Raw genomic sequence first — 14565 nt, 5'->3', positions numbered from 1 at the left:
CGTTCAGGCGCTTTGCTCTACAGGCCGCGGCATCTTGCCGAACAGCCGGAAGAAATTATCCGTCGTCAGATCAGCGATTTCAGCTTCGCTGACGCCGATAGTTTCGGCCAGCACCTTGGCGGTATGGGCGACATAGGCCGGCTCGTTGCGTTTGCCGCGAAACGGCACGGGCGCCAGGTAGGGCGCGTCGGTTTCGACCAGCAGGCGGTCATGCGGCACATCGGCGGCAATGGCGCGCAACTCAGCCGAATTCTTGAAGGTGAGGATACCCGAGAACGACACGTAGCCGCCGAGAGCGACGCCAATTTCGGCAAGCCGACGCCCGGAAGAAAAGCAGTGCAGGATGAAGGGGAAGGTGCCCTTCCCCGTTTCGGCCTCAAGAATATCAGCCATATCTGCATCGGCATCGCGCGAATGGATGACCAGCGGCAGCCCCGTTTCGCGTGCGGCGGCGATGTGATTGCGAAAGCCTTGTGCCTGCGCATCGCGTGGCGCCTTGTCGTAGAAATAGTCGAGACCGGCCTCGCCGATCGCAACCACCTTCGGGTGAGCAGCCAGCCGTACCAGATCGGCAGATGTTACGTCTAGCTCTTCCGCGGCATTGTGCGGATGGGTGCCGACCGAACAGTATATTTCGTCAAAAGTCTCTGGAATTTCAATAATTTGCTGAAATCTCTTCACGCGAGTTGAGATCGTCACCATGCGGCCTATACCGGCCGCCTTGGCGCGAGCGACAATGGAAGCCCGCTCCTCGGCGAAATCTGGAAAATCCAGATGGCAGTGGCTGTCGACGAGCATCAGACGTTCGCGTCCGGCTGGTCGACGTAACGTGGAAAAACCCCTTCCGGCACGGGCAACGCGGTGCCCGGCACCAGCGCATGGTCCGCGTGGACATGCACGAAGTCGCGGCTGTCCGCCGGCACCGCCAGCAGATCGAGCAGTTTCGCGGCTGATCCCGGAGTAAAGGGCTGACACAGCACCGCCACGCGGCGCACGACCTCGGCGGTCGTCCACAGCACGGTTTCCATGCGCTCCGGATTGGTCTTCTTCAACGCCCATGGCGCCTCTCCGGCAAAGTAGCGATCGGCTTCCGCCACCACGCCGAAGATCGACGCCAGCGCCAGATGGATGCCCTGCTCGGCCATCGCCTTGCGCGCGGTGTCGAGAGCGGCGACGGCCTGGTCCAGGATCGCGCTGTCGGCATCCGTCAGGTCGCCGCGCTGTGGCACCACGCCGCCGCAGTTCTTGGCGATCATCGACAGCGAGCGCTGCGCCAGGTTGCCGAGACCATTGGCAAGGTCGGCATTGGTGCGGTTGACGATCGCGTCATGGCTGTAGCTGCCGTCGTTGCCGAAGGGCACCTCGCGCAGGAAGAAGTAGCGCACCTGGTCGAGACCGTAGTGCTCGACCATCGCGAATGGATCCACGACGTTGCCAACCGATTTCGACATCTTCTCGCCGCGGTTGAACAGGAAGCCATGCGCGAAAACGCGCTTTGGCAACTCGATGCCCGCCGACATCAGAAAGGCCGGCCAATAGACCGCATGGAAGCGGACAATGTCCTTGCCGATGATGTGCGTAGCCGGCCAATAGCGCCATTGCTCGGCCTTTGTGTCGGGATAGCCGGCGGCGGTGATGTAGTTGGTCAAGGCATCGACCCAGACATACATCACATGCTTGTCGTCGCCCGGCACCGGCACGCCCCATTTGAAGGTCGTGCGCGAGATCGACAGATCCTTCAGCCCAGACTTGACGAAGCTGAGCACCTCGTTGCGGCGCTCGGTCGGACCGACAAAGTCGGGCTGGCTCTCATAAAGCGCCAGCAATTTGTCCTGATAGGCGGAAAGCCTGAAGAAGTAGCTTTCTTCCTCGTTCCATTCGACGGGCGAGCCGAGCGGTTCGCGACGCACGCCGTCGTCGCCGACGATCGTCTCACCTTCGTCGAAATAGGCTTCCTGGCGAACCGAGTACCAGCCGCTATAGCGGTCGAGATAGATGTCGCCATTGGCGGCCATCGCCTTCCAGATTGCCTGGCAGGATTCGTAGTGGCGCGGTTCCGTCGTGCGGATGTAGTCGTCGTTCGAGCCACCCATCGCCTCGGTCATGGCGCGGAAAATCGCCGAATTGCGGTCGGCCAGCGCCAGCGGCGTTATGCCTTCCTTCTCGGCCGTTTGCTGCATCTTCAGACCGTGTTCGTCGGTACCGGTCAGGAAGAATACGTCCTTGCCGTCCAGGCGCTGGAAGCGCGCCAGGGCGTCGGTTGCAATGACCGTATAGGCGTGGCCGATATGCGGCTTGCCGTTCGGATAAAAGATCGGGGTGGTGATGTAGAACTTGTCGCGTGACATGAATGAACCGTCATGAATGTCTGAATGGAAAGGCGTGGCGGTGGATATCGTATCGAGGCAGCATTTGCCATCCCGATGCCAATGCATGCCGCCCAAAAGTGGCCCCGGTTTTGGGGACAACGGCATGCATCGGGAAAACCGTCACATTCGCATTGCAGAATTCAGGCGGTCGATCATGATCAGGGCGTGCTGCTTCTTGTCGAGATTGTAGGTATCGGTCTCAGATATAGCGTCCAGCGCCTCATGCCAAGTGTCCGACAATTTTTTGGCCCGTGCGAGATCGCCCGCCAGTGCTGCCTGACTTGCCGCGTCCGACAACAGGTCCAGCGCCCGGCGGTTGAAGATATCGAACTGGATCGCCTGATCGCGGCCGGCCACGGCTTCGGCGAGGCGAAACGCGCCGCCGACATCGCTCTTTCTGCCGGTGACCAGAGCGTCGAGCGTGGAGGCGATCTCCAGCCCGCCATACTGCGTCAACAGGATCGCGTTGCGGGCGCTGCCCCCTGCCCGCCCGACCAGTGCCGCGCGAGCCGCCGGATCGCCAGGCGGCGCCGGCTCGGTCGTTTCCAGCACCGTCATCAGGTCGTCGGGGTCGAGCGGGTTCAATCGCACCACCTGACAGCGCGACCGGATCGTCGGCAGCAGGCTGCCCGGCGCGTGAACAATCAGGATGAACAGCGTCCGTGCCGGTGGCTCTTCAAGATTTTTCAGCAACGCATTGGCGGCATTGGTATTCATGTCGTCGGCGGGGTCGACGATGACGACCCGATAGCTGCCGTCGTGCGAGGTCAGCGACAGGAAGCGGCTGACCTTGCGGATCTCATCGACGGTGACAACTGTCTTGAAACTCTTGGTCTTGTCGTTCAACGGCCGGGTCAGATGCAGCACGGAAGGATGCGCCCCGGTGGCGATCTGGCGGAACAGCGACGACGCCGGATCGGGAGCGGCAAGGCTTTCCGGCGCCTTCGCAAAATCCGGGTGCTTCAACAGATGATGCGCAAGGTGGAAGGCCAGCGTCGCCTTGCCGATGCCGACCGGTCCGGAGAAGATCAGTGCATGAGGCAGCTTGCCCGCCCGATAGGCAGCGGTGAGCACGCCCGCAGCCTGGCCGTGCCCGACCAGAAGGGGCGTTTCGGAGGGCTCCGGCACGCCGTCGAGCGTGTCGTGCTGCTCGGGTGCAATGCGCTCGAAGATCATGCCGGCGTTGCCTGCCTGTCGCGTGCCGGCGTTCTCGCCGCCAGTGCCGCGAACACCGCCGCGGTGACGACGTTCTCGACCGCGTCGGGCTCGGCGGCTGCGTCGATGACGATGCAGCGCTCCGGCTCGGCCTTGGCGATCGCCAGAAACGCCTCGCGGCGGGCCTGATGGATCGCCAGCGTCTCCTTTTCGAAGCGGTCGGCGACTGCCTCGGTGCCGCGCCGCAGCGTTGCGCGCCTCAGGCCTTCCGCCGGATCGATGTCGAAGATCAGCGTCATGTCCGGCATCATGCCGTTGATGGCGACCTGCTCCAGCGCATCCATGAACGCCGGATCGATGCCGCCTGTGACGCCCTGGTAGACGCGTGAGGAATCGAGGAAGCGGTCGCAAAGCACGATGGAGCCACGCTCGACCGCCGGCCGGATGAGCTGCTCGACATGATCGGACCGCGCGGCGGCGAAAAGCAGCGCTTCCATCTTCGGTCCGAACGGTTCGGCCGCGCCCGAAAGCAGCACATGCCTGACGGCTTCGGCGCCCGGCGAGCCGCCAGGTTCGCGGGTAAGCAGCACATCGTATTTCTTGGCGCGCATCTTCCTGGCCAGCCGCTCGATCTGCGTCGACTTGCCTGCCCCCTCGCCGCCTTCGAAGGTGATGAAAAAACCGCGTGCCAACCGAGAGGCCTTCTTGTCCATGGCTGAATGGGATTGTAGCGCTCTAGATAGTCCGCGTTCGGCCAAACGTCCATGCCGTCATTTTTTGCTTTCATGCACGCCGTTTGCCAAAACCATGGTCAGATTTGAGCGACGTGCCTTAGCGCAGCCAGCCGACCGCCAGTTCCTTGACTGCATCGAGGGCGCGCTGCGGCAGCGTGCCGACGCCGATCGATTCGGCGGCGAAAAGCGGCGTCTCCTGGCTCAGCGTATCGCCGATCCAGACGCGCAGCGCGCCCACCGGCTGCCCCTCCTCCACCGGTGCTGCAATCGGGCCGTCATAGACGATCCTGGCCGTCAGCTTGTCGCGATTGGTGATCGGCAGGAAGATGTCGATCGGACCCTTGGCCTTCAGCATCACCCCGGGCTTGGCGCCGCCAAAAACCTGGGCTTCTCCAACCACCTCGTCCCTGGCGAAGATTTCGGTCTTCTCGAACGAGCGGACACCCCAGTCGAGCAGCTTTCGCGCCTCTTCGGCACGCTCCTTGTCCGAGGCCAGCCCGCTCATCGCCGCGATCACCCGTGTGCCGTTGTGACTGACCGTACCGACGATGCCGAAGCCGGCTGCCTCGCTCGCACCGACCGCCAGGCCGTCGGCGCCGATGTCCATCGCCAGCAGCGGATTGCGGTTCCTCTGCGAGATCTTGTTCCAGGTAAAATCCTTCTGGCCGTAGTAGCGGTAGAAATCCGGATAATCACGCCACAGGTGCAGGGCGAGCTGCGCCAGCTCGCGCACGGTCGTCTGTTGGCCATCCGCCGGCAGGCCGGTCGAATTGACGAAAGTCGACGTCTTGAGGCCGATCTGGCGGGCCCGTTCGGTCATCTGCGCGGCAAAATTGTCCTCGGATCCCGACATGCCTTCGGCGATGATGATGCAGCCGTCATTGGCCGCCTGCACGGTCACGCCCTGAATCAGGTCTTCGAGCCGGATCGACGACTTGAGCTTGGCGAACATCGTCGATGTTCCCGAAGGCGCGCCACCCTTGCGCCAGGCGTTTTCGCTGACGACGAACGTATCGTCGAGCTTCAGGCGACCAGACTTGATGGCGTTGAAAACCACTTCCATGGTCATCAGCTTGGCCATTGAGGCCGGCGGTATCGGCTTGTCGGCATCCTTGGAAAACAGCACCGTCCCGGTCTCGGCGTCGATCATGAAGGCCTGTGCGGCCTTGGTCTCGAACAGCTGCGCGCCGGCCGGAGCCTGGAAAAACAGCAGCAGGCCAAAAACCAGAAGCCCGGCGAGCGGGAGCAAGCGAAATTGCATGATGTTCGACCCGTTGGCCGGCACCGCCGGCAAGCCCGCAAAAAGTATCGGGCTTTTTGCACGGCTGATCAACCGCGTAGCGGAAATCCAGCCTGGCTTGTACTCAGTTGCGCACAGCCAGCGCATCGGGAGCGCCGTGCGACCAGGCAGCCTGCAACATCTCGTCCAGATTGCGGTGGCCATCGGGATAGAGATTGACCGAATACCAATCCTCGCCGTCGAGTTCCGAACGCTGGATCTCGATCTTGCCGAAGGCGGCAAGCTGAGCGGCAATACGCTTGGCTTCTCCGGCGTCCTCGAACGAACCGGCAGCGACGTAGTCGGTGGACGGCCCGGCCGGTGGCGGCTGCCGCTTCCACGATTGAAGCACGTCGGCCGGCGACATGCCGTCGCCACCCATCGCGGCGAAGGCATTTGAGGCGCGTTCGACCCGCTCGTCGGCATAGGACAGCGAGGCCACGGCAAACGGCGATTGCGGCGGCAGATTGATCTGCGGGCGTTCCGGCACGATGGGGCCGAAATCGGGAAGCGCCAGATCGCCATACGCCGACGGCTGCGCCGACATGGCCGGCTGGACAGAACCGGAATCGGTCAACTGGCCCGGAAACGGCACGGCGGCGCTGCCCGCAGGCAGGCTTGGCGACGGCCCGTTCATGGCGACCATGACGCCGGTCGGCAGTCCGTCCGACGGGTCGGGCACCCTATTGCCGGGATGGTAGGAAGCCATCAGATATTGGTCGTCATTGCCGTCGAGCGGCGCGCGGCCGACATATTCGACCTTCACCTGAGCGGTGCCGGTGTTGGCATAGTCAAGCATCTGGGCAGCGCGCTCCGACACATCGATAATGCGGCCTTCGTGATATGGGCCGCGATCGTTGACGCGAACGATGACCGAACTGCCGGTCTTGAGATTGGTGACACGGGCATAGCTTGGCAGCGGCATGGTCGGGTGCGCTGCGGTCAGGTGGGTCATGTCGTAGACTTCGCCATTGGCGGTAAGCCGGCCATGGAAGGCATCGCCATACCAGGAGGCCAGGCCGACCTTGGCGTAGCGCTTGTCTTCCTTCGGGTAATACCACTTGCCGCGGACCTGATAGGGTTTGCCGAGCTGATCCCTGCCGCCGCCACGTTGGATGCGCCCATTCTGGGAGATCACACGCGGGCTTGCCTTCACGCCATATTCGGATTCGGCGAAATATTCCTTGGAGCGGGCCTTCTTGTAGACCATCGCTTTCGGCTCGGGCTGCGACGCACAAGCCGCCAGCAAGGCGGCCGACATGGCGAACAACGCGACTGTAGCAGCGCGACGAAGACGCGGTTGCGTCACAGCCTGCATTTTCCTGATGTCCCCTTCAGTCTTGCCTAGACGTCGTATCCAACCGTCGAAGAAGCCGAAACACTCACCCGACCAATACCAGCGACGCCTTTGAACCCCGATCCTTTGTGCGCAGGAATTGCTTATCACGGTATTAACCGATTGTGGCTGCAACCGGGCAAGATTGTGGCGTCTCCACCACGAGAGCCCTCTGAAAAGTAACGATTTTCGCGCTTCCACGCGAGAGATGTGATGCCCTCTGCCACAGAGAGCCTGGCTTCGCTCCTGCCGGCGATACCTGCCCGTTGACAGGCTTTGTCGGGCAGCGGACCGACAGTCCGGAACAAAGAAATGCGCCGCTAGTTTCATCCGCAGGGCACTCGAACAGAAGGATGAGCATGATGAAAATGGCTTCATTGACAATCGCGATCGCAATGTCACTTTCTGCCGGGTCTGCGATCGCCGCATGCCCGGACAAGTCGGCTTCCAATGCCGGGACGGATGCCGAGCAGACCGCCGGCATTTCGAAAGATGGAACTCACGCGCCCTTAGAGGCCCCGAAAGCCACGGACAGCGCGGGCAAGCCAACCGCCAAGGATGGCGCCACAATGCCATTGGCGGGCGCTGAAGGCGGCGGCGACAAGAATCTCGCAACCTCGCAGCAGGACATTGAGGCGCAGCAGCATGGTGACAAGGCCGCGGCGGCAAAGGCCGATGAAAGCTGCAAAGACTGAGGACCGCTCAGGCCGGAGCCAAATTGCAGCTTCGGCCTTCCTCACCAGCAGCTGTTCCCTTGGCGAACTAAATTTTTGGGGAAATACCGCAGCCGTCCCAAGAGGTTGGCCCTGTGGGGATTAACCCGTCCGCCCGGTTGCTTGATGGGTTCCGGTCGATAGCCGGATTGCGCCCTTGCCTGGCCCCCTGCATGCAAGCACTGCAGCGCCTCACATCTCGGGCAACGCCCGCGGCGGGCTCTCTTCTTCATGCACCATTGGACCGCGCTAGTCCCGGTGCTCGATCCCGACACGCTCAGAGTCTGCCCAGGAAAGCAGGAACCGACGCAGCGGTGGTTGACGCAGCCCTCAATGCCGCTTTACAGGAATGAGGCGTGAACCAGCCGGGAGCGCCTTCGGTGCCAATCCGGTGCCAACAGGCCAAACGAGCTGGCCTCGCGCTACCCTAGTGGTTGAAGAATCACGATGGAGGAATGGCCGAGCGGTTTAAGGCACCGGTCTTGAAAACCGGCGTGGGTGCAAGCTCACCGTGGGTTCGAATCCCACTTCCTCCGCCAGACGTCGAAGGTCCGTTCCGGAGACATGGGTAGCAGTTTGTACCTAAGACATGATGACAACCGCGTGCTTGACGGGTTGTCGATTGGTTGCAAGGTCCTCTGTTCCAGTCGATATATCCGAACTGCGAGTCATCGTCTCGATCAGAGCGCCCGGTTGCGTCAGGCTCACTTTGAAGTTCGGATGGATGACTGTTATTTCCTCTCGGGAGCGCTCCGCCGAACATCTCCATGGTCCTTTCAATGAGGCGATAGATAGTCAGGCTGCGCCGGCTGCAGTTGCGGTCAATGGCTGGAGGAAGTGATCGTTGATGACACCGGCCGCCCCTGCATTCAGGCATGGGCGGCCGTCTTGTGGAGCGGGATGACGCGGCTCGATAAGCAGCCAGCCTGTTGGCGCTGGATCGCTCCAGCTTTCGTCACCTCCGCCCAGATCAGCCCGCGGCGCTCGGCACCGGCGTGTTGAGCAGCTGCTGTTCCCAGAGGTACGCGATGCCGCTGCCGCCGAAGTGCTGAATGAGAATCTCGGTCAGCTCCTCGACATGCTCGGTGCGCGCCCAATCGCGTTGCCATTCGCCAGTGAGCGCCATCACGGTCATCACGTTCGCGCCGGCCGCGATCATTCGCTGGATGGCAACTTCGTGAGACTCCCTCGAAATCCCGCCCGACGCGTCGGTGATCACGGTCACGTCCCAGCCTTCGCCGGCGGCCTGGATCACAGGCATTGCGACGCAGACCTCGGTCCACAGGCCGGCGATGATCAGCTGCTTGCGGCCGGTCGCCTTGACGACGTTCACCACATTGTCGTCCTGCCAGGTGTTCACCCAGGTGCGATCGATGACTTCCTGGTCCGGAAATACGTCGGTGATCTGCTTGAAGAGAAGTCCTCCGCGCGCCGCAATCACGCTGGTGAGAATGGTCGGAACACCGAAGGCTTTTGCTAGCTTCGCCAGCGCGGTCGTGTTGTTGACCACCATGTGTGGGTCGTGGCTGTTCAGATTGGCCAGCTGATAGGGCTGGTGGTCGATCAGGACGAGGACCGAATCTGCGGGACGAAGAAGCGAAGCAAGGCCGTTACGAGGGGTCATCAAGACTTCCTTTCTCTGCCGTCTGGACGGCATGGGTTTTCGGGAGACATGCGCCAGCGGGCGACGTTGCCGAAACGCAATTTGCTGTTCCTTTTAATGATGCGATAGTGCCATATTCAGGCAAGCTGTGTCGCGAAACGAGGAACGCCGATTGGACATCGAAGATCTGCAGACATTCGTCGTAGTGGCCGATGCCGGGGGCGTATCGGCCGCCGCCCGCCGACTCGGCGTCTCCAAGTCGATCGTCAGTCGGCGGCTCTTTCGGGTTGAGGCGGAGCTTGGCGTCCAGCTTCTTGCACGAACGACCCGCGGCGCCGCGCTCACGGAGGCGGGAATTACTTTCAGAGATCATGCGGCCCGAGCCAGCGCCGAGATTGATACGGCCAGGGAAGCGATCTTCCCCACCGGTGAGCTACGCGGCCGCCTGAGGGTTGCCATGCCGCTTACTTTCGGCGCGACCCATTTTGCCCCCGTGCTCGCGGAAATGGCGCGTCTGCACCCGAATCTTCACATCCATACTTCATACAGCGATCGCTTCGTCGATCTCATCGCAGAGGGTTTCGATTGCGCGATCCGGGGCGCCTACCTTCAGGACTCCAACCTGATCGCGAAGCGCGTCGGGCCTATCCATGGAAAGCTTGTCGCGAGCCCGGACTACATCAAAGCGCACGCGTCACCCGAGACTCCGGACGAACTCGTCACCCATCAGGCCCTCATGCAGGGAACGGAAGCCTGGCAGTTCATGGATGGCGGCAAGATTGTTACGGTCCAGCCGCAGGGAAGATTCAAGGCCGACAGCGCCACGGCGCTTGCCGCGGCGGCGGCGGCGGGTCTCGGCATCGCCTGGCTCCCCGATTGCATTACACATGAACATGTGGCCTCCGGCGCGCTGGTCCCGATCATGACACGCTATCCGGTACCTCCGGGAGCTGCGTATGTCGTACGCCCGCCGGGGCAGCATCCTACGCGGAAAGTGCGCGTCCTCACCGAGATGCTGATTGAGTATTTCAAACGCAACCCGGATCTTTGGGGTCTTGACGGCTAGGACACGAACGGTTCGAGCCGTGTCAAAGAACCGCGTTCGACGGTCCCATTGCTCCGAGCCGTTGCGTTCGGCGACATTGCTTGCACGTTCCGTGCGTCAGCGCCCTTACAGAGCCTTTAGCCTTTGGAAAGGGAGATGTGTTTCTTCTCGAGGGAGCAGGCGGCGCGCCGGCAGCAGAGGCGAATCGATGGATATCTTCGGCATCAAGGCACTGTTGATCTGCGCGCTGATCTTCATTCCGTTCGAACATCTGTTTGCCGAGCGGCCGCAGAAGATCTTCCGCAAGGGCTTCGCTGTCGATCTGATCTATCTGCTGTTCAACGGCTTCATCATAAAGCTGGCCATCGTCATGATGGCGGCAGGTGCGCTCGGTGCCGCTGCGCTCCTGGTCCCGCCGGCGATAACGCGGGCCGTCAGCGGCCAGCCCGTCTGGCTGCAGGTTGCCGAAATCATCGTGATCACCGATATCGGCGTCTACTGGACACATCGGGCCTTCCACAAAATCCCCGCGCTTTGGAAGTTCCATGCCGTTCACCACGGCATTGAGGAACTCGACTGGCTCGGGGCCTTCCACAATCACCCCGTGGACGCCATCGTCACAAAGGCGATATCGCTGACGCCGATCTTTTTCCTCGGCTTCTCGGAAGCCTCGATCGCCGTCTTTTCGACCATCTACCTTGGACACACGCTGCTTGTGCATTCAAACGTGCGGATTCCGTTCGGCCCTTTGAAGTGGCTGATCGCCAGCCCGCAGTTCCATCGCTGGCACCATGCCAACCAGCGCGAAGCCTATGACAAGAACTTCGCCGGGCAGTTGCCTTTTCTCGACATGCTGTTCGGCACCTACAATCCCACCGGCGACAAGGTGCCGGAAAAGTACGGCGTCGACGATCCGATCCCTTCCACCTATTTCGGTCAGATCGGCTATCCCCTCCTGCGCCGCAGAAAGCTGCCGAACCGGGCAGTGCCGAACACCGAATCCTGACGGCTGGCCCGACGGTGCGGTATCCACCCCGATCCGCTTTCGGGCCGTGAAACGCCGAACCACGGGAAGGCTTTTCGCGTCGAATCGGCTAACCTTCAAGGCATGAATGAGACGTCTCTCTATGCGCCGGTGAAGCGGTTCCTCGAAAGCCTCGACTACGTCGTCAAAGGCGAGATCGGCGGCTGCGATGTTGTTGCATTGCGCGAGGGGGAGCCGCCGGTTGTCGTCATCTGCGAGTTGAAGCTGCAGTTCAATCTCGAACTGGTGCTGCAAGGTGTCGATCGTGCGGCGGCCTGCGACGAGGTCTGGCTGGCCGCGCGCATGTCGGCCCGCGGCAAGGGCCGCGAAAGCGACGCCAGGTTCCGCAATCTCTGCCGCCGTCTTGGCTTCGGCCTGCTCGGTGTGACCGCGACGGACCGGGTCGAGGTGCTTCTCAGCCCGATCGCGCTGGCGCCGCGCAAGAATGCCCGCCGGCGCTCTCGTCTGGTCGACGAGCACCAGCGCCGTCGCGGCGATCCGGTTGCCGGAGGAGGATCGCGCAATCCGATCATGACGGCCTATCGTCAAAGCGCCCTCGCCTGCGCTGCCGCCATGGCGGACGGACCCAGGCGGCCGCGAGATCTGAAGGCGGTGACGCCGATCGCGCCGAAAATCCTGCAGCACAATGTCTATGGCTGGTTCGCGCGCGTCGACCGCGGCCTCTACGATCTTACGGATGCCGGCCGTGCGTCTTTGGTCCGTTGGCCGCAGGCATCGCACGACGAATCCCGACACGTAATTTTGAACGCACCGGCCATATGATTGAAGATTCCCGCGGCGTCCGAGGCGGTTCGCTCGGTTGATTTCTCCGACAAAATATGTTGGTTGTCCCGCCCATGAAGAAGCTCTGCATGACCGCCTTGGCGTCAGTGACACTGAGTTTTCCAGCCAGCGCAATGGACAATGCATTGCGCGCCGGTCTGATGAAACTCGATCCCCAAACCCGTCTTGAACAGCGTTGCGACGCCGAAGTGCTCGACCGCATCACCCATGACGATCGCAAATTCAAAGCCGATCGCGTCGTCGCCTACGCCTTCGCCACGCCCGAGATGGGCGCCGATGCAATCAAGAGCTCGGGTGCTGCGTTTCGCAGCAAGGGGCAGTGGTACCGGCTGAAATTCAAGTGCCAGACCGCGCCGGACCATATGGAAGTTCTGCAGCTCCGCTACCTGATCGGGGACGAGATTCCAGAAGCCGACTGGGCAAAGTACAATCTCTACGATTGATTTGTGATCGGCCATGGTTTTGCCCGGCTGCCGGCGAGTGCCGCAAAGCCTGATCCGGCTTGACGCAACGCTGCTTCGGTGATGCAGCCACGCGTATCCCTTGACGCCAGGGGACCACCAAGTTAGGGCCTCTGGATAATCGACGAACACTCGGCAAATCAGCAAGGGCTTCCTGTCGATGGACATTTTTTTCAGCGCTGCCAGTCTGACCGCCCTGCTCCAGGTCATCGCCATCGACCTCGTGCTGGCTGGCGACAATGCGATCGTCATCGGCCTCGCCGCGGCCGGCCTGCCTGCCGAACAACGCAAGAAGGCGATTCTTCTCGGCGTGGTGGCGGCAACGGTGCTGCGCATCGGGTTTGCCGCAATTACCGTCAAGCTGCTGGCGATCGTCGGCCTGCTGCTCGCCGGCGGCATCCTGCTGCTGTGGGTCTGCTGGAAGATGTACCGCGAGTTGCGTACGTCGCATGCCGATGAATTGGAAGCGACCGAGGCACTGTCGAATTCGGACCTCAACAGCGACCAGGCGGTCGCCGGCAAGACGAAGCGCAAGACCCTTGGCCAGGCTGCCTTGCAGATTGTCGTCGCCGATGTGTCGATGTCGCTCGACAACGTGCTGGCGGTGGCTGGGGCGGCGCGTGATCATTTTCCGGTGCTGATCATCGGTCTGGTGCTGTCGATCGCCCTGATGGGGCTGGCCGCGACTTTCATTGCCAAGCTTCTGCATCGCCACCGCTGGATAGCCTATGTCGGCCTGCTGATCATTTTTTATGTGGCTGTGGACATGGTCTATCGTGGCGCGGTGGAGGTCTGGCCGCATGTAAACGGTGCGGTCGGCTGAGGCTGGCGGACATCGGCGTCTTCACGCCGTGGAAGCAAGACCGCCGTGCGTTTTGCCGCATCGCGGGCGTGCCCATACCAATGCCGCAATAAGTGTGGTACTGCGCCGGCAATCCTGAAAAGCCCGGAAACGCTCTATGTCCGCTCCACGCGTGAGTTTTGTCAGTCTTGGATGCCCGAAGGCCCTTGTGGATTCGGAGCGCATCATCACGCGCCTGCGCGCCGAAGGTTACGAAATCGCCCGCAAGCATGACGGCGCCGACCTTGTCGTCGTCAACACTTGCGGCTTTCTCGATTCCGCTCGCGACGAGTCGCTCAACGCCATCGGCTCCGCGCTTTCGGAAAACGGCCGGGTGATCGTCACCGGTTGCCTGGGCGCCGAGCCGGACGTCATTCGCGAAAAGCACCCCAATGTACTGGCGATCACCGGGCCGCAGGCCTATGAGAGCGTGATGGCTGCCGTGCATGAGGCCGCGCCGCCTTCGCACGACCCTTATGTCGATCTTTTGCCGCCGCAGGGTGTCAAGCTGACGCCGCGCCACTACGCCTATCTGAAAATTTCCGAAGGCTGCAACAACCGCTGTACCTTTTGCATCATTCCGGCACTGCGTGGCGACCTCGTCTCGCGGCCGGCGGCCGATGTGCTGCGCGAGGCCGAGAAACTGGCCAAGGCTGGGGTCAAGGAACTTCTGGTGATCTCACAGGACACCAGCGCCTACGGCATCGACATCAAGTATCAGACGTCGATGTTCGGCGACCGTGAGGTGCGCGCAAAATTCCTCGATCTGTCCGAGGAACTGGGCAAGCTCGGCATCTGGGTGCGCATGCACTATGTCTACCCCTACCCGCATGTCGCCGACGTCATCCCGCTGATGGCAGAGGGCAAGATCCTTCCTTACCTGGATATCCCCTTCCAGCACGCTTCGCCGCAGGTATTGAAGAACATGCGCCGGCCGGCACACGGCGAAAAGACGCTCGAGCGCATTCGCGGCTGGCGTGAGGTCTGCCCGGATCTGGCCATCCGCTCGACCTTCATCGTCGGCTTCCCCGGCGAGACGGACGACGATTTCGAGATGCTGCTCGACTGGCTCGACGAGGCCAAGATCGATCGCGCCGGCTGCTTCAAATACGAGCCGGTCCGCGGCGCCCGCTCCAACGATCTCGGTCTCGAACAGGTTCCCCAGGAGATCAAGGAGGCGCGCTGGCACCGTTTCATGCAG

The 14565-nt window shown here is 62.0% G+C and carries 14 protein-coding genes and 1 tRNA gene; 8 read left to right on the top strand and 7 right to left on the bottom strand.

Translation table 11 applies throughout. The features are described from left to right. Positions 1-3 precede the first annotated feature (3 nt). The 6 genes from EOB80_RS19040 to EOB80_RS19015 form a co-directional block, all read right to left on the bottom strand. Positions 4-798: a TatD family hydrolase gene (locus EOB80_RS19040; protein WP_127328992.1), complete on the bottom strand. Its 795-nt coding sequence runs from the start codon at positions 796-798 to the stop codon at positions 4-6. After that, positions 798-2348, bottom strand: coding sequence for a methionine--tRNA ligase (metG, locus tag EOB80_RS19035; protein WP_127328991.1), 1551 nt, complete (start codon positions 2346-2348; stop codon positions 798-800). The genes EOB80_RS19040 and metG overlap by 1 nt, the downstream gene beginning before the upstream one ends. Before the next feature lie 141 nt (positions 2349-2489). Then, a complete protein-coding gene (locus EOB80_RS19030; RefSeq protein ID WP_127328990.1) occupies positions 2490-3545 on the bottom strand; it encodes a DNA polymerase III subunit delta' in 1056 nt (351 codons plus the stop codon). Beyond that, complete coding sequence (tmk, locus tag EOB80_RS19025) at positions 3542-4216, bottom strand: dTMP kinase (RefSeq protein WP_164748920.1); 675 nt, start codon at positions 4214-4216, stop codon at positions 3542-3544. Before tmk ends, EOB80_RS19030 begins: the two co-directional genes overlap by 4 nt. Positions 4217-4355: 139 nt before the next feature. Further along, positions 4356-5519 (bottom strand): D-alanyl-D-alanine carboxypeptidase family protein, encoded by a 1164-nt coding sequence (locus EOB80_RS19020; RefSeq protein WP_174800326.1) that lies wholly within the window; start codon positions 5517-5519, stop codon positions 4356-4358. A 103-nt stretch (positions 5520-5622) separates the two neighbouring features. Continuing rightward, on the bottom strand, positions 5623-6855 hold the full coding sequence (locus tag EOB80_RS19015; protein WP_127328988.1) for a septal ring lytic transglycosylase RlpA family protein: 1233 nt from the start codon (positions 6853-6855) through the stop codon (positions 5623-5625). A gap of 377 nt (positions 6856-7232) precedes the next feature. Here EOB80_RS19015 and EOB80_RS19010 point away from each other — a divergent pair, with 377 nt between their 5' ends. Together EOB80_RS19010 and EOB80_RS19005 are read left to right on the top strand one after the other, a co-directional pair. Next, a complete protein-coding gene (locus tag EOB80_RS19010) occupies positions 7233-7568 on the top strand; it encodes a hypothetical protein (protein ID WP_127269315.1) in 336 nt (111 codons plus the stop codon). Between the two features lie 467 nt (positions 7569-8035). Beyond that, positions 8036-8125: transfer RNA gene (locus EOB80_RS19005), tRNA-Ser, on the top strand. A gap of 431 nt (positions 8126-8556) precedes the next feature. On the opposite strand, the gene EOB80_RS19000 is transcribed toward EOB80_RS19005, so the two are convergent. After that, the gene (locus EOB80_RS19000) at positions 8557-9210 is read right to left on the bottom strand and encodes a hydrolase (RefSeq protein ID WP_127328987.1); all 654 of its coding nucleotides are present in this window, start codon (positions 9208-9210) and stop codon (positions 8557-8559) included. A 151-nt stretch (positions 9211-9361) separates the two neighbouring features. On the opposite strand from EOB80_RS19000, the gene EOB80_RS18995 reads away from it, so the two are divergent. From EOB80_RS18995 to rimO, 6 genes are all read left to right on the top strand, one after another. Beyond that, on the top strand, positions 9362-10255 hold the full coding sequence (locus EOB80_RS18995) for a LysR family transcriptional regulator (RefSeq protein WP_127328986.1): 894 nt from the start codon (positions 9362-9364) through the stop codon (positions 10253-10255). 187 nt (positions 10256-10442) lie between these two features. Then, on the top strand, positions 10443-11240 hold the full coding sequence (locus EOB80_RS18990) for a sterol desaturase family protein (protein ID WP_127328985.1): 798 nt from the start codon (positions 10443-10445) through the stop codon (positions 11238-11240). Between the two features lie 102 nt (positions 11241-11342). Next, positions 11343-12041 carry a DUF2161 family putative PD-(D/E)XK-type phosphodiesterase gene (locus EOB80_RS18985; RefSeq protein WP_127328984.1) on the top strand — a complete coding sequence of 233 codons (699 nt, stop codon included), beginning with the start codon at positions 11343-11345 and terminating at the stop codon, positions 12039-12041. Positions 12042-12097: 56 nt separating this feature from the next. Continuing rightward, on the top strand, positions 12098-12505 hold the full coding sequence (locus EOB80_RS18980) for a DUF930 domain-containing protein (protein ID WP_164762660.1): 408 nt from the start codon (positions 12098-12100) through the stop codon (positions 12503-12505). Positions 12506-12683: 178 nt separating this feature from the next. Further along, on the top strand, positions 12684-13346 hold the full coding sequence (locus EOB80_RS18975; RefSeq protein ID WP_127328982.1) for a TerC family protein: 663 nt from the start codon (positions 12684-12686) through the stop codon (positions 13344-13346). Between the two features lie 136 nt (positions 13347-13482). Further along, positions 13483-14565: 30S ribosomal protein S12 methylthiotransferase RimO (gene rimO / locus EOB80_RS18970; protein WP_245466387.1), on the top strand; the 1083-nt coding region annotated here is incomplete at its 3' end.

Origin of the sequence: Mesorhizobium sp. M7A.F.Ca.MR.245.00.0.0, assembly GCF_003997415.1 — a bacterium.
Lineage (GTDB): Bacteria > Pseudomonadota > Alphaproteobacteria > Rhizobiales > Rhizobiaceae > Mesorhizobium.
Note: the sequence above shows the minus strand (reverse complement) of the source record. Positions and strands in the feature narration are given on the sequence as shown.